We start from the raw sequence: 18,155 nt of genomic DNA, 5'->3' as shown, positions 1-18,155 counted from the left end.
GGCGCTACACCCCCGCCCGCTTCTGCGCCTCCTCCACCACCCGCACCGCGTCTTCGACATCGGCGTCCGCGGGAAGCACCACGGCCAGATCGTTCCCGGCGACGGTGATCTGATCTGCTGCCGCAAACATCCCCGCATCCGGCATCTCCCGGGGCTCCGCGCCCTCGAGAACCTGTGCCCTGCGGGCCAACTCCCGGGCCAGCCCGAGAGCCTCAGCGGCAGCGCCCCGCTGCAACCGGCTCTGGGGCGCAGCCCTCAATCGATCGGCGAAGTGCTCCACCGCACGGGTCAGAGGCGTCGTATCAACCACGCCGCGAGCGTACGCGTCCCAGCGGGACTGTTGCCAACGGGCGAACACTCAGGCACGGTGACCTGAAGGACCGGCTTACATCCCAGCGTCCGGAGGCGCCGATGTCCCAAGTCTTCTCCGAAGAGACCCACCGCAACATGCTCGCCCGCATCCCGCACTGCACCGGTCGTGAGATCTCCGACTGGTTGCGCACCGTCGAAGACGGCCCGGCGCTCTTCCGCTTCGAGGAAAAGGTCAGCTGGCTCCGCCACGAACACAACCTCGCGTACGGCCACGCCAAGGCGATCATCCACGAGTACGACCTGAGGCGGGCCGCGCGCAAATTCCTGTAGGCGCGCACACCGTCCTCCCGACGACGAAGGGCCCCGGCCGAAGCCGGGGCCCTTCGCGTGACGACTGCCTGGACTAGTCGCTGCTGTTGAGGATCGAGATGAGCCTCAGGAACTCCATGTAGATCCACACCAGCGTCAGCGTGAGACCGAAGGCCGCGAGCCAGGCCTCCTCGCGCGGGGCGCCGTAGGCGACGCCGTCCTCGACCTGCTTGAAGTCCAGGGCGAGGAAGCAGGCACCGAGGAGGATGCCGATGACGCCGAAGACGATGCCGAGGGGACCGCTGCGGAAGCCGAGGCCGTCACCGCCGCCGAACACCGCGAACAGCAGGTTCACGGTCATCAGCAGGATGAAGCCGAGCGCGGCCGCCATCACGAAGCCGTAGAAGCGCCGGTTGACGCGGATCCAGCCGGCCTTGTAGGCGATCAGCACACCGGTGAAGACCGCCATCGTGCCGATCACGGCCTGCATGGCGGCACCGTCGGCGATGCGGTTGTCGACGATGTTGGAGACGACGCCGAGGAACACACCCTCGAAGGCCGCGTACGTCAGGATCAGCGCGGGCGAGGCCTTGCGCTTGAAGGACTGCACGAACGCCAGGACCATGCCGATCAGCGCGGCGCCGATACCGATGCCGTAGCTACGGCTGATGTTGGCGTCGTCGATCGGCAGCAGGGCCCAGGAGAGCGCCGCGGTGAGGATGAGCACACCGAGCGTGCTCGCCGTGCGCAGGACGACGTCGTCGATGGTCATCCGGCCGGTGGTGGCCGGGGCCTGCGGCGGCGCGCCGTACTGCAGGTCCTGCTGGGCGTAAGGGTTCTGCGCGTACGGGTCGCCCGTCGGCTGGGCGTACGGGTTGCCCTGCGTGGCGACAGCGGGACCCCCGGCCTGCGGCGCGGTGTTGAAGCCCGCGTAGCCGTTGTCGCGGCTGAACCCCCGTCGCGAGAAGACCGGGTTTCTGCTCCTCATTTCACTCCTCCATGGCCACCAGGCGTGGCCTTGGCTCAAGAGTAATAGGTAGGCAAAGGAATGACCCTACTGCTTGGGGAGGATCTTTCCCTCGTCGTGCTGCGCAACACGCTACGCGGCTTCGTGATTCCCCTCACCGCAGGGGGTCACTCCCGCCTCACCCGAACGGGAAGCCCGTGTAGGCCTCCGCCAGGTCCGTCTCGGCCGCGCGGGAGGAGACGATCCGCTCCAGCCGGGCGAGCTGGAGCCGGTCCTCGAAGGGCGTGGCGCCGGGGGCGCGGTGCAGCAGGGTCGTCATGTCGTAGGAGAAGCGCTCGGCCTGCCAGACGCGGCGCAGGCAGGTCGCGGAGTAGGCGTCGAGCAGCTCCGGCGAACCGGTCCCGCGCTCGTGGGTGAGGGCCCGCGCGAAGGTCACGACGTCGCCGACGGCGAGGTTCAGGCCCTTGGCGCCGGTCGGGGGGACGATGTGTGCCGCGTCACCGGCGAGGAAGAGGCGGCCGTGGCGCATGGGCTCGTGGACGTAGGAGCGCATGGGCGTGACGGACTTCTGGGTGATCGGGCCGCGCTCCAGACGCCAGTCGTCGTCGGTCTCGAAGCGGCGCTCCAGCTCGTCCCAGATCTCCTCGTCGCTCCATGTCCCGGCGTCGGTGCCGTCGGGCACCTGGAGGTAGAGGCGGGAGACGGCCGGGGACCGCATGGAGAGCAGGGCGAAGCCGCAGTCGTGGCGGGCGTAGACGAGTTCGTCGTGCGAGGGCGGCACGTCGGCGAGGATGCCGAGCCAGCCGAAGGGGTACGTCCGTTCGAAGACGCGGGCGAGTGCGGCCGGGACCGCCTTGCGGGCCACGCCCCAGAAGCCGTCGCAGCCGACGACGTACTCGCACTCCAGGACGTCCTCGCGGCCCTCGTGCCGGAAGCGGATCCGCGGGGTGTCGGTGCCGGCGTCCTCCACGGCCAGGGCCTCCGCCTCGAAGAGCAGGGGGCCGCCGTCGACCAGCTGGAGGGCGATGAGGTCCTTGCACACCTCGGTCTGGGCGTAGACCGTCACGGACCGGCCGCCGGTGAGGGCGGGGAAGTCCACGCGGTGGCGCCTGCGGTCGAAGCGCAGCTCGATGCCGTCGTGGCGCAGCCCCTCGCGGTCCAGGCGCTCCCCGGCGCCGGCCGCGCGCAGCACGTCCGCCGTGCCCTGCTCCAGGATCCCGGCGCGCTGGCGCTGTTCGACGTAGGAGCGGTCACGGCTCTCCAGCACGACCGCGTCGATGCCCGCGTTGTGGAGCAGCCGGGCGAGGAGGAGGCCGGCCGGGCCCGCTCCGATGATGCCGACGGTGGTGCGCATCGGACGACCTCTTCTCATCCACGTTCGCCAGGTGAAGTTTTCTTCACCATGTGCATGTGAGTCTCCGACGGCATACGTCCGCTGTCAACGGGCACGCCGTGAACTCTTCAATGGACCACGCAGGGATCGGAAGGTGCCCGGAGCCGGACTTGAACCGGCACGCCCGCGAAGGGGCAGCGAGGTTTAAGCTCGCCGTGTCTGCATTCCACCATCCGGGCAGGCCGTGGGCTCCGCATCGAGGTTCCGAGACTATCGGGACAGGTCCCCCGAACAGCGGAAGCGTGGACCGATGTTGTCTTATTTTATTGACGTCTGAGGGTGCATCAGCACTCGGAACACGCCATCCGCACTTGCCAACAGCCTTCCCTGCGCCGGTCGGCCGCGCATGCGGAATGACGGAATTTCACCGCCCGAACGAGGGCACTCCACCTGTTCTCGACACCCGGACGCACCGGTTCCCGACACCCGGGTCCTCAGGGGCCCCGAGACCGGCGCCCTTCAGGGGTGTTCGTCATCCCCAGGTATGACTCCGCCCGGCCCGGTCAGACCCGAGTCGGCCTCCGGAACCAGAACTACGGGTGACTACACGGCGCCGTGGGACCCGGACGATGGAACACGTCCTTCCCCGCACACAGCCGTCCGACAGGAGAGCCATCCCGTGACCACCGCTTCCCTCACCGACCGGGCCACCACCGCGGCCGCGCGCGCCACGGATCTGTCGAAGATCTACGGGCAGGGTGAGACCCAGGTGGTCGCCCTGGACCGGGTCTCCGTCGACTTCCGGCAGGGCGAGTTCACCGCGATCATGGGCCCCTCCGGCTCCGGCAAGTCGACCCTGATGCACTGTGTGGCCGGGCTCGACTCCTTCTCCTCCGGGTCGGTGCGCATCGGCGACACCGAACTCGGCGCCCTGAAGGACAAGCAGCTGACCAAGCTGCGCCGGGACAAGATCGGCTTCATCTTCCAGGCGTTCAACCTGCTGCCCACCCTGACCGCCCTGGAGAACATCACCCTTCCGATGGACATCGCGGGTCGCAAGCCGGACAAGCAGTGGCTGGACTCCGTCATCCGGATGATCGGCCTGGCCGACCGGCTCGGCCACCGGCCCTCGCAGCTCTCCGGCGGTCAGCAGCAACGCGTCGCCGTGGCCCGGGCGCTGGCCTCACGGCCCGAGATCATCTTCGGGGACGAGCCCACCGGAAACCTCGACTCGCGCTCCGGCGCGGAGGTGCTGGGCTTCCTGCGCAACTCCGTGCGGGAGCTGGGCCAGACCGTGGTGATGGTGACGCACGACCCGGTGGCGGCGGCCTACGCGGACCGGGTGATCTTCCTGGCGGACGGCCGGATCGTCGACGAGATGCACGGCCCGACCGCCGACTCCGTCCTCGACCGCATGAAGGCGTTCGACGCCAAGGGCCGCACGAGCTGACGCCCCCTCACCGACGCCCCGGCCCGAACCGACTGGACTGAGAAACCCATGTTCCGTACCGCCTTGCGCAACGTACTCGCGCACAAGGCCCGGCTCCTGATGACCGTACTCGCCGTGATGCTCGGCGTGGCCTTCGTCTCCGGCACCCTGGTCTTCGCCGACACCCTCTCCAACGCCTTCCGCAACCAGTCGGCGAAGAGCTACGACGACGTCGCCGTCTCCGTCACCTCGTACGCCGACCCGGACGACGCCGAGCAGAAGTACGGCCTGACCGGCAAGGACCTCGACCGGATGTCCGCCGTGGACGGCGTCGCCGGGGTGTACGGCCGCGTCGAGGGCTTCGCCGGGGTCGCCGACCCCGACGGGAAGCTGATCGGCGTCGGCTGGTCCAACAAGGGCTCCAACTTCGCCCCCGGCAAGGACGGCAAGGACCCCGCCTACACCTTCACCGACGGCTCCGGCCCGGTGAAGGACGACCAGATCGCCCTGGACGAGGAGTCCGCCGCAAAGGGCGAGTACAAGGTCGGCGACCGGGTGCGCGTCGCGACCAACGGCCCGGTGAAGGAGTACACCCTCAGCGGTGTGTTCACCACCGAGGACGGCGCCGTCAACGCCGGCGGCAGCCTCGTCCTCTTCGACACCGCGGTGGCCCAGAAGCAGTACCTCAAGCCGGGCTACTTCGAGAGCGCCACCGTCACCGCCGCCTCCGGCGCCGACGACGCGAGGATCCTGGCCGAGGTCAAGCCGCTGCTCCCGGACACGGCCGAGGCGCAGACCGGCCGGGCGCTCGCCGACGAGCAGGCCGAGCAGATCGAACAGGGCATGGGCAACCTCAAGCAGGTTCTGCTCGGCTTCGCGGGCATCGCCCTCTTCGTCGGCATCTTCCTGATCTCCAACACCTTCACGATGCTGGTCGCCCAGCGCACCAAGGAGATCGCCCTGATGCGCGCCGTCGGCGCGTCCCGCAAGCAGATCACCCGCTCGGTGCTCGCCGAGGCCGCGCTGGTGGGCCTGGCCGCCTCGGCCGTCGGCTTCGCCCTCGGCATCGGCCTGGCCGTCGGACTCCGCTCCGGTATGGCCGCGTTCGACATGAAGATGCCGGACGGTCCGCTGGTCCTGTCCGCCACGCCGGTGATCGCGGCGTTCGCGGTGGGCGTGCTGATCACGACCTTCGCCGCCTGGCTGCCCGGCCGCCGGGCCGCGAAGATCCCGCCGGTGGCGGCCATGAACAGTGTCCACGCGGTGGCCACCACCAAGTCGCTGGTGCTGCGCAACTCCATCGGCGCGGCCGTCACCGCCCTCGGTGCGGTGGGGATCGTGGCGGGTGCCTCGACCGGCGGCGACGACGGCCGCATGTACATCGGGGCGGGCGCCTTCTTCGCGCTGATCGGCGTGATCATCCTGATTCCGCTGCTGTCCCGGCCCGTGATCGCGCTCGTCCGTCCGCTGCTCGTCGGACCCTTCGGGGTGGCCGGCAAGCTGGCCGGCCAGAACGCGGTCCGCAACCCGCGCCGCACCGGCGCCACCGCCTCGGCGCTCGCCATCGGACTGACGCTGGTGACCGGCCTGTCGGTGCTCGGCATCACGGTCGGCACGGCCATCGACAAGATGACCACCGACAACATCAAGGCCGACTACATGGTCTCGATGGCCAACGGCGGTGAACTCGACCAGTCCGCGCTGACGGCGCTTCAGAAGGCCAAGGGCGTCTCGGCGGTCTCGCCGCAGCAGAGCGTCTACTTCCGCGACGGTGACGGGGACTACGTGTCCGCCTCGGCGGTCACCCCGGGCGACATCGAGAAGGTCCTGAACGTCGATGTCGTCAGCGGCAGCGCGGACTCGCTCGCCGAGGGCCGGATCGCGGTCGCCGAGAAGACGGCGAAGAGCAGGGGCTGGAAGACCGGCGACACCGTCCCCGTCACCTTCGGCGACGACAAGAAGGCCGAGCTGACGGTCGGCGCCGTCTTCAAGGACAGCGAGTTCCTCTCCCCCGTCCTCGTGGACACGAAGGTCGTGAACCCGCACGAGACCAAGCCGTCCATCCAGCAGATCTTCGTGAAGGTGGACGGCGGTCAGTCCTCGGCGAACGAGAAGACCCTCATCGACGCGCTGGGCGACAACCCCGCGATCACCGTGATGGACAAGCAGGACATCCGCAACGAGTTCGGCGGCGCCATCAACACCCTGCTGAACATCATGTACGGCCTGCTGGCCATGGCCCTGATCATCGCGGTGCTGGGCGTCGTCAACACCCTCGCGATGTCGGTCTTCGAACGGCAGCAGGAGATCGGCATGCTGCGCGCCATCGGTCTGGACCGGCGCCGGGTGAAGCGGATGGTCCGGCTGGAGGCCGTGGTCATCTCGGTGTTCGGCGCGGTGGTCGGCATCGGTCTCGGGGCGTTCCTCGGCTGGGCGATCGGCGAGACCGTCGCGGACCAGATCCCGGGGTACTCGCTGGTCCTGCCCTGGGACCGGATCGGGATCTTCCTGGTGCTGGCCGGTCTGGTGGGCGTGCTGGCCGCGATGTGGCCGGCCCGCAACGCCGCACGGCTGAACATGCTGAACGCGATCAAGACGGAGTGACCTCTGCCGCCGAGCCGAAGGGCCGGGCTCCCCACCACGGGGAGTCCGGCCCTTCGGCTCGGGTCCGGATCAACCGCGCCCGGAGTCGGTCCACTCGCGGGCGCGCAGCGACATGCCCGACGCGCCGGATTCCGCGGTCCGCACGGCGAGGACCTGGTTGACGCCGATGCGGTTGCGTTCGAAGGCCAGGGCGGAGGCGGCCATGTAGAGGCGCCAGACGCGGGCGCGGCCCGGGGTGGTGAGATGGACGGCGCGCTGCCAGTCGGCCTCCAGGCGCTCGACCCAGCGGCGCAGCGTGAGGGCGTAGTGCTCGCGGATCGCCTCGACGTCGCGCACCTCGAACCCGGCGCGCTCCAGCTGGGCCACGGTGGCGCCGATCGGCTGGAGTTCGCCGTCGGGGAAGACGTAGGAGTCGATGAAGGCGTCGACGCTGTACGTCGTCTCGTCGCCCTGCGGGCGGCGGGCGATCTGGTGGTTCAGGAGCCGCCCGCCGGGCTTGAGCAGGTCGTACAGGTCGGCGGCGTACTCCAGGTACCGGTCGGCGCCGACGTGTTCGGCCATGCCGATGGAGGAGATCGCGTCGTAGGGACCGTCGCGGACGTCGCGGTAGTCCTGGACGCGGATCTCGACCTTGTCGGTGAGGCCCTCGTCGGCGACGCGCTTGCGGGCGTAGGCGGCCTGCTCCTGGGAGAGCGTGACGCCGACGACGCGTACGCCGTGTTCTCTGGCCGCGTGGATGGCCATCGAGCCCCAGCCGCAGCCGACGTCCAGCAGCCGCAGGCCGGGCCGCAGGCCGAGTTTGCGGCAGACGAGTTCGAGCTTGTCCCGCTGGGCCTGTTCCAGGGTGCTGTCCGGGGTGGGCCAGTAGGCGCAGGAGTACACCATGGACGGGCCGAGGACGATCTCGTAGAAGTCGTTGCCGACGTCGTAGTGGTGGCTGATGGCGCGTCGGTCGGTGTGCTTGGTGTGCAGGTGGCGGCGCGGGTTGCGAGCCTCCTCGCGGGGCGGGGCGGGCGGCAGCGGGGGTCCGGCGAGCTTGACCAGTCCGCGTACGGCGGCCCGGACTTCGGGGTCGCGCAGGGCCTGGGCGAGGGTGCGGGCGTCGTCCCCGCGCTCCCAGATGAGACCGGCCAGCAGATCGAGGGTCGCGTAGAGGTCGCCCTCGATGTCCAGGTCGCCCGCCACCCAGGCGCGGGCCAGGCCCAGTTCGCCCGGCTTCCACAGCAGGCGGCGCAGCGCGCGGCGGTTGCGTACGACCAGGGTCGGGGCGCCCGGCGGACCGGACTGCGAACCGTCCCAGGCGCGGATGCGCACGGGGAGCGGTGCGCCGAGCAACTGTGTGAAGAGGCCCTGCAGCCGCTGCGCGGCGTCTGCCATGGTGTACACCTCCGTGACGGGAATCCCGGAATGTCGGACACCACGTAAACACCCGAAGAGCCCCGGCGCAGTCCCTGGCACGCGTCATGACTGAGCAAAACCGCCACATCGGCCGCCCGGACGCACGTCCCGCACACGGCGAAGGCCCGCGCGTCCCGGACACGGCCAAGGGCCCGCCCGTCCCGCACACGGCCAAGGGCCCGCACGTCCCGCACACGGCCAACGGCCGCACGTCCCGCACACGGCCAACGGCCGCACGTCCCGCACACGGCGAAGGGCCCGCCCGTCCCGCACACGGCCAACGGCCCGCGCGTGCCGGGCACGGCGAAGGGCCTCCCGCACCACGGATGGCGGGAGGCCCTTCGTCAGGCAGGTGACCGACCGGAGGTCAGGAGGCCTTGGCCTTCTCCTCGGTCTTCTCCTTCGGCGCGGCGGCGACCGGGGCCGGCTTGGCGGCCTCGTAGAACTCCTCGCGCGGCGTCTCCATCGCGCCGAGCGAGACGACCTCGCGCTTGAGGAACATCGCCAGGGTCCAGTCGGCGAAGACACGGATCTTGCGGTTCCAGGTCGGCATCGCCAGACCGTGGTAGCCACGGTGCATGTACCAGGCGAGACGGCCCTTGAGCTTGATCTTCATCTTGCCCATGACGATCATCGCGACGCCCTTGTGGAGGCCGAGACCGGCCACCGCGCCCTTGTTGGCGTGGGCGTAGTCCTTCTGCGGGAAGCCCCGCATGCCGGACACCACGTTGTCGCCGAGGACCTTGGCCTGGCGCAGCGCGTGCTGGGCGTTGGGCGGGCACCAGGCGTTCTCGTTGCCCGCCTTGCGGCCGACGAGGTCCGGGACCTGGGCGTTGTCGCCGGCGGCCCAGATGTAGTCGGTGCCCTTGACCTGGAGGGTCGGCTCGCAGTCGACGTGACCGCGGGGGCCCAGCGGCAGGCCGTAGCGAGCCAGGGCCGGGTTGGGCTTGACGCCGGCGGTCCACACGATGGTGTTGGAGTCGACCTCAAGTCCGTTCTTCAGCACCACGTGGCCGTCGACGCAGGAGTCCATGGAGGTGGACAGGTAGACCTCGACGCCGCGGCCCTCGAGGTGCTCCTTGCCGTACTTGCCGAGCTTGGGACCGACTTCGGGGAGGATCTTGTCGGCGGCGTCGACCAGGATGAAGCGCATGTCCTCGCGGGACACGTTCTTGTAGTACTTCGCGGCGTCCCGGGCCATGTCCTCGACCTCGCCGATGGTCTCCGCACCGGCGAATCCGCCGCCCACGAAGACGAAGGTGAGCGCCTTGCGGCGGATCTCCTCGTCGGTGGTGGAGTCGGCCTTGTCGAGCTGCTCGAGGACGTGGTTGCGCAGGCCGATGGCCTCCTCGACGCCCTTCATGCCGATGCCCTGCTCGGCGAGACCGGGGATCGGGAAGGTGCGGGAGACCGCGCCGAGCGCGATCACCAGGTAGTCGAAGGGCAGCTCGTAGGCCTCGCCGACCAGCGGGGAGACCGTGGCGACCTTGCGGTCCTGGTCGATGGTGGTGACCCGGCCGGTGAGAACCTCCGCCTTGGGCAGCACGCGTCGCAGCGGGACGACGACGTGGCGCGGGGAGATGTTGCCGGCGGCGGCTTCGGGGAGGAAGGGCTGGTAGGTCATGTACGACCGGGGGTCGACGACCGTGACGGTCGCCTCGCCGTAGCGCATCTTCTTCTGGATGCGCCGAGCTGCGTACAGGCCTACGTACCCACCGCCTACTACGAGGATCCTGGGACGCTCCGTGGTGCTCATGCCATCGAGTATCCACCCGCTTCAGGGGGGTGGCTCGTGCGCCCCTTCACAAGCTCTTACAGGGGGTGTGTTATCCTCCGCGGCCCGCGTGATCCACGTCATGGTGACAACCGGGCTTCAGTGTGCACCCCGGGGCGTTGTCAATGCCGCGTGAGCTGCCTCTCTGTGCTCCCGGGACCTTGGTGAGGCACTCGCCGAGCACCACCGCGAGCGGCGTCCCGATCCTCTCCATACCATGCTTCTGAACATGTTCAAGGGGCTGTTCAGCCCCCGGACGGGTCAACGGGGGCCCTTTCCTCGCTCGGGAGAGCCGAATTCCTTGTGAAGAACTTCACGAACTTTCCCGACGGACCGTCGTCCGGGGGTTCACCGGAGCCTCCTCAAGGCCCTCGGGCGACGCTCACACGTGGCGGCCGTCGCTCAGCGGAGGCTACTGACCAGCATGGTTCCCGGCCCGGCGATCAGGTCCGCGATGGGTCCGGTGATGGGTCCGGCGCGCCGGCGGGTACCGGCGACGGATCCTCGCCGGCACCCGTGGAGCCTCACGCGCGGAGCCCTAGCGGCGTCCCGGCCCCCGGCCGTCGCGGCCGTCGCGGCCGTCGTCGATCTCCTCGGCGCTGCCCTCGATGCGCTCCTTGCGCACCGTGCCGTGCACGGTCTCCTGCTCGGTCCGCTCCTCCGTCGTGAGGCGCACCCGCTCCACCGGCACGGCCTCGGTCTCGGTCACCGGCCGCTCCTCGTGGAGCACCACCTCGTGCTCCGCCTCACCGATGTCCGGCCCCGACATGGCGGCGTCGCGATTGGCGTCCGTGATGGGCTCGCGCTCGACGCGCACCTCCTCGTGCCGCACCGGGACCGTGCGCTCCACTTCCTCGGTGACGACGTACTTGCGCAGCCGGGCGCGGCCGCTCTCACGGCGCTCGACACCCACGTGCATCCGCTCCTCGGAGCGCGTCATGGCGGTGTCGTCCGTGCCCCCGCGCGCATGCGCGGTGGTGCCGGAGGTGTCCGCCGAGCTCCGGGCGTCCGGGGCCCCCGCACCTCGGGCCGTACCCGCCGCGCCCGCCGCGCCCGCCGTACCCGCCGCGCCGGTCTCGCCGCCGTGTGCCCAGCCGCCCTCGCCGGGCTGATTGGCGCGGGACCAGGACTCGTCCCAGTCGAGGCCGTAGTGCTCGTAGAGCCGATGCTCCTCGTCCTGCGACAGATGGCCGCCGCTATCGACGTCGACGTGGGGTGCGTCCTTGACCATGCTCTTGGAGTACGGGACCTCCGTGTGGTCCTCCACCACCCTGGCGTCACGAATGGGTACGAAGGTCTCACTGGTGCCGAACAGGCCTGTCTTGACCGACACCCACTCCGGGCGCCCCGTCGCGTCGTCCAGGAAGACGTGCTTGGCCTCGCCGATCTTCTTGCCGCCCTCGTCGAGAACCGTGTGGTCCAGGACGTCGGCTATCTGCTCTCTGGTGATCATGGTGTGTCTCGCCCTTCTCGTAGGGGCTCTTCCCTGCGCGGGTACACCACCACAAATAGGGCGAAACGAATCACCTGCAACAAATGTCACCTACTTCTCGTAAGTTACTTACGAGACCTCAGTGCTCCGGAGTCACGCCACCGACCACGCGATCCCGTCGAGGATCACTGACGAACGCGACTCCCGGCATTCGCTCGCGTGTACACGAACGCGCGTACACTGGGCTCATGACTGAGAACACCGTGACCGTACGGGAAGCCCGCGCACACCTCGCCGATCACATCAACCGGGCCGAGGAAGGTGTCCCGACCGTCATCACGCGCAACGGCGCACCGGTGGCAGCCGTGGTCCCGATCTCGGACTTCGAAGCGTTGGAGGAAGCCGCCGACGTGATGTTGGCGCGCGAGGCCGAAGCTGTGCTGGCCGAGGGCGGCGCCACCGTGACCATGGCGGAACTGCTGGCGGACCTGTTCACCGAGCAGGACGGCGACGCGGCGTGAAGTACGCCTTCCGGTTCACCACGGCGGCACAGCGTCAGCTTCGGGCCATCAGCCGACCCGACGCCATGCGCATCCTGACGGCGTTGACCGCACTCGGAGACGATCCGTACCGGCAGGACGCCGACGTCAAGAAGCTCACCGGCCCGTCGGGCCTCTACCGACTCAGGGTCGGTAGCTACCGGGTCGCCTACCAGATCAACGACGGTGAACTCGTCGTGCTCGTGGTCAAGGTGGGCGACCGGCGGGACGTCTACCGCAACCTGTGACGCCCCGCCCGGCACCGTCTCAGCGCGCCTCGGCGGCGCAACTCCAAGCGATCCCGTCGAGGATGTCGTGTTCGCTGACGACGACCTCCTCGGCGCCGATCCGCTCCATGATCGACAGGAGCACGAGGGCACCCGCACCGATCACGTCGACCCGGCCCGGGTGCATGGACGGCACGGCCGCGCGCTCGGCATGGGTGGAGCGCAGCAGCCACTCCGTGATCTCGCGGACCTTGGCGTGGGAGACACGGGAGTGGTGGATGGCAGCGGAGTCGTACTCGGGGAGCTCCTGCGCGATCGCCGACACCGTCGTCACCGAGCCGGCCAGGCCGACCAGCGTGCGCGCCTCGCGCAGCGGAACCGTCCGCTCGGCGAGGTCGAGCGCGGCCTCGATGTCGGCCCGCATCGCCGCGATCCGCTCCCCGGTCGGCGGGTCGCTCACCACCCCGTCCCGGACCAGGTGCCGCTCGGTCATACGGACGCAGCCGACGTCCACCGAGCGGGCCGCCCGGACCCGGTCGTCACCCACGACGAACTCGGTCGAGCCGCCGCCGATGTCCACCACCAGGTAGGGCGTGGGCAGATGGTCGCTCCCGGCCAGCTCCTTGGTGGCGCCGGTGAAGGAGAACTCGGCCTCCTGGTCGCCGGTGATCACCTCCGGCTCGACGCCCAGGATGTCCAGCACGCCGCGCACGAACTCGTCCCGGTTCTCGGCGTCCCGGGAGGCGGACGTCGCCACGAACCGCAGCCGCTCCGCCCCGTGCTCCTTGATGATCGCCGCGTACTCCCGGCACGCCGCGAACGTCCGCGTCAGCGCCTCGGGGGCGAGCCGGCCGGTGCGGTCGACGCCCTGCCCGAGGCGCACGATCGTCATACGGCGGTCCAGGTCGACCAGTTCGCCGGTCGCCGGGTCCGCGTCGGCGACCAGGAGCCGGATGGAGTTCGTACCGCAGTCCACGGCGGCGACACGGGTCACTGGGCGTCCTCCTCGACGGTCGTCACACAGGCGCCCTTGCGCCACCACTCGGGCAGCATCGCCAGCGCCTCGTCGCCCAGCGGGTTCACGCCCGGCCCCGCGGCCAGCGAGTGGGCCACCAGAACGTGCAGGCACTTCACCCGGTCCGGCATGCCGCCCGCGCTCGGGAAGTTCTTCAGCTCCTCGATCTCGTCGCGCCGCCGGATGTAGTCCTCGTGCGCGGCCCGGTAGGCCGCCGCGAGCTCCGGGTCCGAGGCCAGCCGCTCGGTCATCTCCTTCATCACGCCGTTGGCCTCCAGCGTGCCGATCGCCGAGTTGGCCTTCGGGCACGTCAGGTAGTACAGCGTGGGGAACGGTGTGCCGTCCGGCAGCCGCGGGGCCGTCTCGACGACGTCGGGCTGTCCGCACGGGCAGCGGTGCGCGATCGCGCGCAGACCGCGCGGGGGCCGACCGAGCTGCTGCTTGAAGGCCTCGACGTCGGCGTCGGTGGGCTCGGTGCGCGGGGTGGTCGGCGGGGGCGTTTCCATGACTGTCTTCAGGCTGTCTTTCTCTGGGTTCAGGTCACTGGGCGGGGCGCGGGTCACCGGCGGCGGCGTCGGCCTTGTCGACCCCGTCCCAGACGTTGGAGTACCAGGGGCGGTCGGCCGCCCCCAGGTCGGTGCGGGACTGCTTCGCCGCGTGCGGGTCGACGACGATGAAGCCCGTCTCCCCCGGCATGACGTAGTGCAACCGCTGCCGGATCTGCTGCTCGGCGTACGCGTCGTCCTGCCAGCGCGCCTTCTGGTCGCGCAGCCGTTCGACACGCTCGCGGGCCTGCCGCTGCTCGCGCTGGAGGTCGTCGATCTCGGCGCGCTGCGAGACGTACTCCCGCATCGGGTAGGCCAGGGCCACGATCAGCGAGCACAGCACCAGGGCGAGCAGCGCGGCCCGGCCGGTCAGCCGCGAGCGGCGGGCCTGGCGCTTGGTCTGGGAACGGTAGACCCGGGCCGCGGTCTGCTCACCGAGCAGCCGGATCCTGGTCGCGGTGGAGAACCGGTCCCGGTCCTTCACGGCCATCTGTCCGCCTCCCGCTCCACCGTCATACGCGCGTACGTCCCCGGACACGGTACGGGACCGAGTACGGGGACGTACGTACGACGCTGCCTCTTGTGGCCGGGGTCAGCCCTTGCTGTGCTTAATAGTTCGCAGAGCGAAACCGCGGGAAGGCGCTGCGGCCGGCGTAGACCGCGGCGTCGTCGAGGATCTCCTCGATGCGCAGCAGCTGGTTGTACTTGGCGACGCGCTCGGAGCGGGCCGGGGCGCCGGTCTTGATCTGGCCGCAGTTGGTGGCGACGGCCAGGTCGGCGATGGTGACGTCCTCGGTCTCGCCGGAGCGGTGGGACATCATGCACTTGAAGCCGTTGCGCTGGGCCAGCTCGACGGCGTCCAGGGTCTCGGTGAGCGAGCCGATCTGGTTGACCTTGACCAGCAGGGCGTTGGCGGCGCCCTCCTCGATGCCGCGGGCCAGGCGCTCGGGGTTGGTGACGAACAGGTCGTCGCCGACGAGCTGGACCTTGTCACCGAGCTTGGCGGTGATGGTCTTCCAGCCCTCCCAGTCGTCCTCGAACAGCGGGTCCTCGATGGAGACGAGCGGGTACGCGTCCACGAGCTCCGCGTAGTACTCGGTCATCTCGGCCGCCGAGCGCTCCTTGCCCTCGAACGTGTAGACGCCGTCCTTGTAGAACTCGGAGGCGGCGACGTCGAGCGCCAGGGCGATCTGCTCGCCGGGGGTGTAACCGGCTTCCTTGACGGCCTCGAGGATGAGGTCGAGGGCCTCACGGTTGGAGCCGAGGTTCGGGGCGAAGCCGCCCTCGTCGCCGAGGCCGGTGGCCAGGCCCTTGCTCTTCAGGACCTTCTTCAGCGTGTGGTAGACCTCGGCGCCCCAGCGCAGGGCCTCGGAGAAGGACTCCGCGCCGATCGGGGCGATCATGAACTCCTGGATGTCCACGTTGGAGTCGGCGTGCGAGCCGCCGTTCAGGATGTTCATCATCGGCACCGGCAGCAGGTGCGCGTTGGGGCCGCCCAGGTAGCGGAACAGCGGCAGGTCGCTGGCCTCGGAGGCGGCGTGGGCGACGGCGAGCGAGACGCCGAGGATGGCGTTGGCGCCGAGGGAGCCCTTGTTGTCGGTGGCGTCCAGGTCGAACATCGCCTGGTCGATCAGGCGCTGCTCGGTGGCGTCATAGCCGACCAGCTCCGGGCCGATCTGCTCGATGACCGCGAGGACGGCTTTCTCCACACCCTTGCCGAGGTAGCGGTTCGAGTCGCCGTCGCGGAGCTCGATGGCCTCGAAGGCGCCCGTGGAGGCGCCGGACGGGACGGCGGCACGACCGGTGCTGCCGTCGTCGAGGCCGACCTCGACCTCGACCGTGGGGTTGCCTCGGGAGTCCAGGATTTCCCGGGCTACGACGACGTCGATGGACGGCACGAGCATCTCCTTCTTGATGTGACGCGGTACGCGGGTCGCGTGGACCCGGCGAGGTGCGGGCCCGGTGGCTCGCGACATGAGCCTAACCGGCCCGGGGCGATCGGCCACCGGGTCGCCCACCCCATGGACAGAACCGAGAGTAAATTGTTTCCGAACGGAACAAAGCCCGTTGCGGAAAAAACCCCGCCCCGGTGCGTACGGGGGAGGACGCACCGGGGCGGGGAGCCCGTGGGGACGGGGCTGGGCCGCTGCTTACTTCAGGTGCAGCTGCTGGCCCGGGTAGATCAGGTTGGCGTCGTCGACGATGTCCTTGTTCAGCTGGAAGAGCTTCTCCCAGCCGCCCTTGACCTTCTCGTCAGCGGCGATGGAGCTGAGGGTGTCACCCTTGACGACCTTGTACTCGCCGTCACCCTTCTTGACCTTCTTGCCGGTCGGGGTGGTGACGGTCTTCTTGGCCGCCGGGCGCTCCTCGGAACGGGAGGCGGGCTGCTGGGTCTCGCGGGACTCGGTGCTCTGCTGCTGGCTCTGCGAGGAGCTGCCCGAGTCGTCCGAGGAGCCGCCGCCGGTGTAGGCGGCGCTCGACAGGCCCTTGCCGCAGACCGGCCAGGCGCCCTTGCCCTGACCCGCGAGAACCTTCTCGCCGATCTCGATCTGCTGGGCCTTGGTGGCCTGGTCGGCGGTGGCGGCGTACTTGGTGCCGCCGTAGCCGGCCCAGGTGGAGGCGGAGAACTGCAGACCGCCGTAGTAGCCGTTGCCGGTGTTGATGGACCAGTTGCCGCCGGCCTCGCACTGGGCGACGGCGTCCCACTCGGAGGCGGTGGCGGCGGAGGCGTTGCCGGCCGCCATCAGCGGGGCGGCGACGGCGGCACCGGTGACGCCGGCGAGCGCGACGACGCGGGTGGCCTTGGACGGACGGCGGTGCTTGCCCTTGCCGGAAAACAGCATGGTGGATCCCCTCACCGACGCCTGCGAGGTGAGCTGTCGGGTTCGGGCCGGTTGAGTTGCCCGGCCGCGTCCCTCCCGGGACACGGCTTCACCCCAAGCCCTTCCGGCACAACTGGCCGGTCGGGCACCTACCTTGGGTCCCCCGCTCCTGCCTACGGCGCTTGACGCGACGACTGTTCCCGTACGGCCGCTGGCAGGATTCGGCGTTGCGGCAGCCGGGGCTCGTGGTGACGAGCGGTCACGACCGTAGACACGCGATCGACGGAATTTCAAAGACGATCAGGGCTTCTGAGATCTATCTCTCACGGGCCCCAAACGGGACATTCACCGCGAATCATGACGCGAACTCGCGCGGTTTCGGGGGGACTTCCGCCCTCGTTTCCGCACTGCCCGAACGGCTACTTCTCGTCCCCTTCGCCCTCCACCGTGAGCTTCTGACCGGGGTGGATGATGTTCGGGTCGGCGCCGACGGCAGTCTCGTTGGTCTCGTAGAGCGCGTGCCATCCACCGCTGACGTCAAGGGCGTCGGCGATGGACCAGAGGCTGTCACCGACTCCCACGATGTAGTTGCCCTGGGCGGCGTCGCCGGAGCCCTCAGCGGAAACCTCTCCGGAGCCCTCGTCGCCGCGCGAGGCGTGACGGCCCGTGGACTCGTCCGTGCGGTCGCCGCCGGACGATCGGGACTCGTCGGCGCTGGGGCCGCGGTGGCGGCCGGAGCCGGTGTCGGTCAGGGCCGAGGACTCGTCACCCTGGCGTGCGTCACCGGACTCACCGCTCCCGGGGGTGGCCGACGGAGAGCTGCCGGACTCCTGGTCGTCCGACTGGTCCTCCGACGGAGAGCCGGTGGATTCAGGCGACTTGTCCGACTTGGTCGTTTCATCCTCCGTATCCGACGAGGCGTCGGGGGACGGGGACGCGGAGGGGCTCTCGGACGGCGACGACCCGAGCCGGTCGAGCAGGCCGGGCGAATCCGTCGGGTCGGACGAGCCGGACGAGTCGGATGAACCGGACGTGTCGGAGTCCGAGCCCTTGCCCTGCTCCAGCCCGGAGAGCAGTCCGCAGGTGCGCCACGCGCCGACACCCTGTTCGGCGAGGATCTTCTCGGCCACGGCTATCTGCTGGGAGCGGCTGGCCAGGTCGGCGCTCGCGGCGTAGTCGAGGCCGCCGTGGTTCTCCCAGTCCGCCTGGGACAACTGCAGGCCGCCGTAGTAGCCGTTGCCGCTGTTCTGGCTCCACGCGCCGCCGGTCTCGCAGTCCGCGACCCGGTCCCAGGTCGTGCCGTCGGCCGCACTGGCACCGGAGGCCCCGAGGAGCGGGATCGCGATGGCGGAGCCGGTCACTCCGGCCGCCACGAGGAGAGCCGGAGCCTGGCGGGGGCGACGGTGCCGACCGTTCCCGGAGAGCATACGGAGACCTTTCGCGTGACAG

General features: G+C 69.9%; 17 protein-coding genes, 1 tRNA gene and 1 riboswitch. Of the genes, 5 read left to right on the top strand and 13 right to left on the bottom strand.

Annotation, left to right across the window (positions count from 1 at the left end; translation table 11 throughout):
* Positions 1 to 4: 4 nt before the first annotated feature.
* Positions 5 to 310 carry a hypothetical protein gene (locus ACFZDE_RS23345; protein WP_391202453.1) on the bottom strand — a complete coding sequence of 102 codons (306 nt, stop codon included), beginning with the start codon at positions 308 to 310 and terminating at the stop codon, positions 5 to 7.
* A gap of 101 nt (positions 311 to 411) precedes the next feature.
* Between ACFZDE_RS23345 and ACFZDE_RS23340 the strand changes: the two genes are divergently transcribed.
* The gene (locus tag ACFZDE_RS23340; RefSeq protein ID WP_391004550.1) at positions 412 to 642 is read left to right on the top strand and encodes a DUF4287 domain-containing protein; all 231 of its coding nucleotides are present in this window, start codon (positions 412 to 414) and stop codon (positions 640 to 642) included.
* A 73-nt stretch (positions 643 to 715) separates the two neighbouring features.
* Here ACFZDE_RS23340 and ACFZDE_RS23335 read toward each other — a convergent pair whose 3' ends face one another.
* From ACFZDE_RS23335 to ACFZDE_RS23325, 3 genes are all read right to left on the bottom strand, one after another.
* Positions 716 to 1,609 (bottom strand): Bax inhibitor-1/YccA family protein, encoded by an 894-nt coding sequence (locus ACFZDE_RS23335; RefSeq protein WP_391202450.1) that lies wholly within the window; start codon positions 1,607 to 1,609, stop codon positions 716 to 718.
* A gap of 157 nt (positions 1,610 to 1,766) precedes the next feature.
* On the bottom strand, positions 1,767 to 2,942 hold the full coding sequence (locus tag ACFZDE_RS23330) for a 4-hydroxybenzoate 3-monooxygenase (protein WP_391202447.1): 1,176 nt from the start codon (positions 2,940 to 2,942) through the stop codon (positions 1,767 to 1,769).
* Between the two features lie 134 nt (positions 2,943 to 3,076).
* Positions 3,077 to 3,160 (bottom strand) — tRNA-Leu (locus ACFZDE_RS23325).
* A gap of 440 nt (positions 3,161 to 3,600) precedes the next feature.
* Between ACFZDE_RS23325 and ACFZDE_RS23320 the strand changes: the two genes are divergently transcribed.
* Positions 3,601 to 4,371, top strand: a complete 771-nt coding sequence (locus ACFZDE_RS23320) for an ATP-binding cassette domain-containing protein (RefSeq protein WP_391004545.1) — start codon at positions 3,601 to 3,603, stop codon at positions 4,369 to 4,371.
* A 48-nt stretch (positions 4,372 to 4,419) separates the two neighbouring features.
* Positions 4,420 to 6,954, top strand: a complete 2,535-nt coding sequence (locus tag ACFZDE_RS23315) for an FtsX-like permease family protein (RefSeq protein ID WP_391202444.1) — start codon at positions 4,420 to 4,422, stop codon at positions 6,952 to 6,954.
* Between the two features lie 69 nt (positions 6,955 to 7,023).
* Here ACFZDE_RS23315 and ACFZDE_RS23310 read toward each other — a convergent pair whose 3' ends face one another.
* From ACFZDE_RS23310 to ACFZDE_RS23300, 3 genes are all read right to left on the bottom strand, one after another.
* Complete coding sequence (locus ACFZDE_RS23310; RefSeq protein WP_391202441.1) at positions 7,024 to 8,331, bottom strand: class I SAM-dependent methyltransferase; 1,308 nt, start codon at positions 8,329 to 8,331, stop codon at positions 7,024 to 7,026.
* Positions 8,332 to 8,719: 388 nt separating this feature from the next.
* Positions 8,720 to 10,108 carry an FAD-dependent oxidoreductase gene (locus ACFZDE_RS23305; RefSeq protein ID WP_391004539.1) on the bottom strand — a complete coding sequence of 463 codons (1,389 nt, stop codon included), beginning with the start codon at positions 10,106 to 10,108 and terminating at the stop codon, positions 8,720 to 8,722.
* Between the two features lie 556 nt (positions 10,109 to 10,664).
* Entirely contained in the window at positions 10,665 to 11,579 is a 915-nt protein-coding gene (locus tag ACFZDE_RS23300; protein ID WP_391202438.1) for a DUF2382 domain-containing protein, read from the bottom strand.
* A gap of 227 nt (positions 11,580 to 11,806) precedes the next feature.
* Here ACFZDE_RS23300 and ACFZDE_RS23295 point away from each other — a divergent pair, with 227 nt between their 5' ends.
* Positions 11,807 to 12,079, top strand: a complete 273-nt coding sequence (locus tag ACFZDE_RS23295) for a type II toxin-antitoxin system prevent-host-death family antitoxin (RefSeq protein ID WP_391202435.1) — start codon at positions 11,807 to 11,809, stop codon at positions 12,077 to 12,079.
* Positions 12,076 to 12,345, top strand: coding sequence for a type II toxin-antitoxin system RelE/ParE family toxin (locus ACFZDE_RS23290; RefSeq protein ID WP_217129824.1), 270 nt, complete (start codon positions 12,076 to 12,078; stop codon positions 12,343 to 12,345). The genes ACFZDE_RS23295 and ACFZDE_RS23290 overlap by 4 nt, the downstream gene beginning before the upstream one ends.
* A gap of 19 nt (positions 12,346 to 12,364) precedes the next feature.
* On the opposite strand, the gene ACFZDE_RS23285 is transcribed toward ACFZDE_RS23290, so the two are convergent.
* The 6 genes from ACFZDE_RS23285 to ACFZDE_RS23260 all read right to left on the bottom strand — a co-directional run bounded on the left by ACFZDE_RS23285 (position 12,365) and on the right by ACFZDE_RS23260 (position 18,133).
* Positions 12,365 to 13,318 carry an exopolyphosphatase gene (locus ACFZDE_RS23285; protein ID WP_391202432.1) on the bottom strand — a complete coding sequence of 318 codons (954 nt, stop codon included), beginning with the start codon at positions 13,316 to 13,318 and terminating at the stop codon, positions 12,365 to 12,367.
* A complete protein-coding gene (locus tag ACFZDE_RS23280; RefSeq protein ID WP_020277285.1) occupies positions 13,315 to 13,845 on the bottom strand; it encodes a DUF501 domain-containing protein in 531 nt (176 codons plus the stop codon). The genes ACFZDE_RS23285 and ACFZDE_RS23280 overlap by 4 nt, the downstream gene beginning before the upstream one ends.
* Positions 13,846 to 13,879: 34 nt before the next feature.
* Positions 13,880 to 14,374 carry a septum formation initiator family protein gene (locus ACFZDE_RS23275; protein ID WP_391004529.1) on the bottom strand — a complete coding sequence of 165 codons (495 nt, stop codon included), beginning with the start codon at positions 14,372 to 14,374 and terminating at the stop codon, positions 13,880 to 13,882.
* Positions 14,375 to 14,492: 118 nt separating this feature from the next.
* Positions 14,493 to 15,782 carry a phosphopyruvate hydratase gene (eno, locus tag ACFZDE_RS23270; RefSeq protein ID WP_031138576.1) on the bottom strand — a complete coding sequence of 430 codons (1,290 nt, stop codon included), beginning with the start codon at positions 15,780 to 15,782 and terminating at the stop codon, positions 14,493 to 14,495.
* Positions 15,783 to 16,034: 252 nt separating this feature from the next.
* On the bottom strand, positions 16,035 to 16,727 hold the full coding sequence (locus ACFZDE_RS23265) for a transglycosylase family protein (protein WP_391004525.1): 693 nt from the start codon (positions 16,725 to 16,727) through the stop codon (positions 16,035 to 16,037).
* A gap of 3 nt (positions 16,728 to 16,730) precedes the next feature.
* Positions 16,731 to 16,897: riboswitch (cyclic di-AMP (ydaO/yuaA leader) on the bottom strand.
* 228 nt (positions 16,898 to 17,125) lie between these two features.
* Positions 17,126 to 18,133, bottom strand: coding sequence for a transglycosylase family protein (locus tag ACFZDE_RS23260; protein ID WP_391202428.1), 1,008 nt, complete (start codon positions 18,131 to 18,133; stop codon positions 17,126 to 17,128).
* Positions 18,134 to 18,155: the final 22 nt, after the last annotated feature.

Origin of the sequence: Streptomyces sp. NPDC007929 (assembly GCF_042959065.1) — a bacterium.
GTDB lineage: Bacteria > Actinomycetota > Actinomycetes > Streptomycetales > Streptomycetaceae > Streptomyces.
Note: the sequence above shows the minus strand (reverse complement) of the source record. Positions and strands in the feature narration are given on the sequence as shown.

Bases quoted from the DNA above. Each gene is read 5' to 3' on its own strand.
- ACFZDE_RS23315 (WP_391202444.1), top strand. From the start codon at position 4,420: ATGTTCCGTACCGCCTTGCGCAACGTACTCGCGCACAAGGCCCGGCTC.
- ACFZDE_RS23335 (WP_391202450.1), bottom strand. From the start codon at position 1,609: ATGAGGAGCAGAAACCCGGTCTTCTCGCGACGGGGGTTCAGCCGCGAC.
- ACFZDE_RS23275 (WP_391004529.1), bottom strand. From the start codon at position 14,374: ATGGCCGTGAAGGACCGGGACCGGTTCTCCACCGCGACCAGGATCCGG.
- ACFZDE_RS23330 (WP_391202447.1), bottom strand. From the start codon at position 2,942: ATGCGCACCACCGTCGGCATCATCGGAGCGGGCCCGGCCGGCCTCCTC.
- ACFZDE_RS23265 (WP_391004525.1), bottom strand. From the start codon at position 16,727: ATGCTGTTTTCCGGCAAGGGCAAGCACCGCCGTCCGTCCAAGGCCACC.
- ACFZDE_RS23305 (WP_391004539.1), bottom strand. From the start codon at position 10,108: ATGAGCACCACGGAGCGTCCCAGGATCCTCGTAGTAGGCGGTGGGTAC.
- ACFZDE_RS23300 (WP_391202438.1), bottom strand. From the start codon at position 11,579: ATGATCACCAGAGAGCAGATAGCCGACGTCCTGGACCACACGGTTCTC.
- ACFZDE_RS23260 (WP_391202428.1), bottom strand. From the start codon at position 18,133: ATGCTCTCCGGGAACGGTCGGCACCGTCGCCCCCGCCAGGCTCCGGCT.
- ACFZDE_RS23310 (WP_391202441.1), bottom strand. From the start codon at position 8,331: ATGGCAGACGCCGCGCAGCGGCTGCAGGGCCTCTTCACACAGTTGCTC.
- ACFZDE_RS23280 (WP_020277285.1), bottom strand. From the start codon at position 13,845: ATGGAAACGCCCCCGCCGACCACCCCGCGCACCGAGCCCACCGACGCC.
- ACFZDE_RS23340 (WP_391004550.1), top strand. From the start codon at position 412: ATGTCCCAAGTCTTCTCCGAAGAGACCCACCGCAACATGCTCGCCCGC.
- ACFZDE_RS23295 (WP_391202435.1), top strand. From the start codon at position 11,807: ATGACTGAGAACACCGTGACCGTACGGGAAGCCCGCGCACACCTCGCC.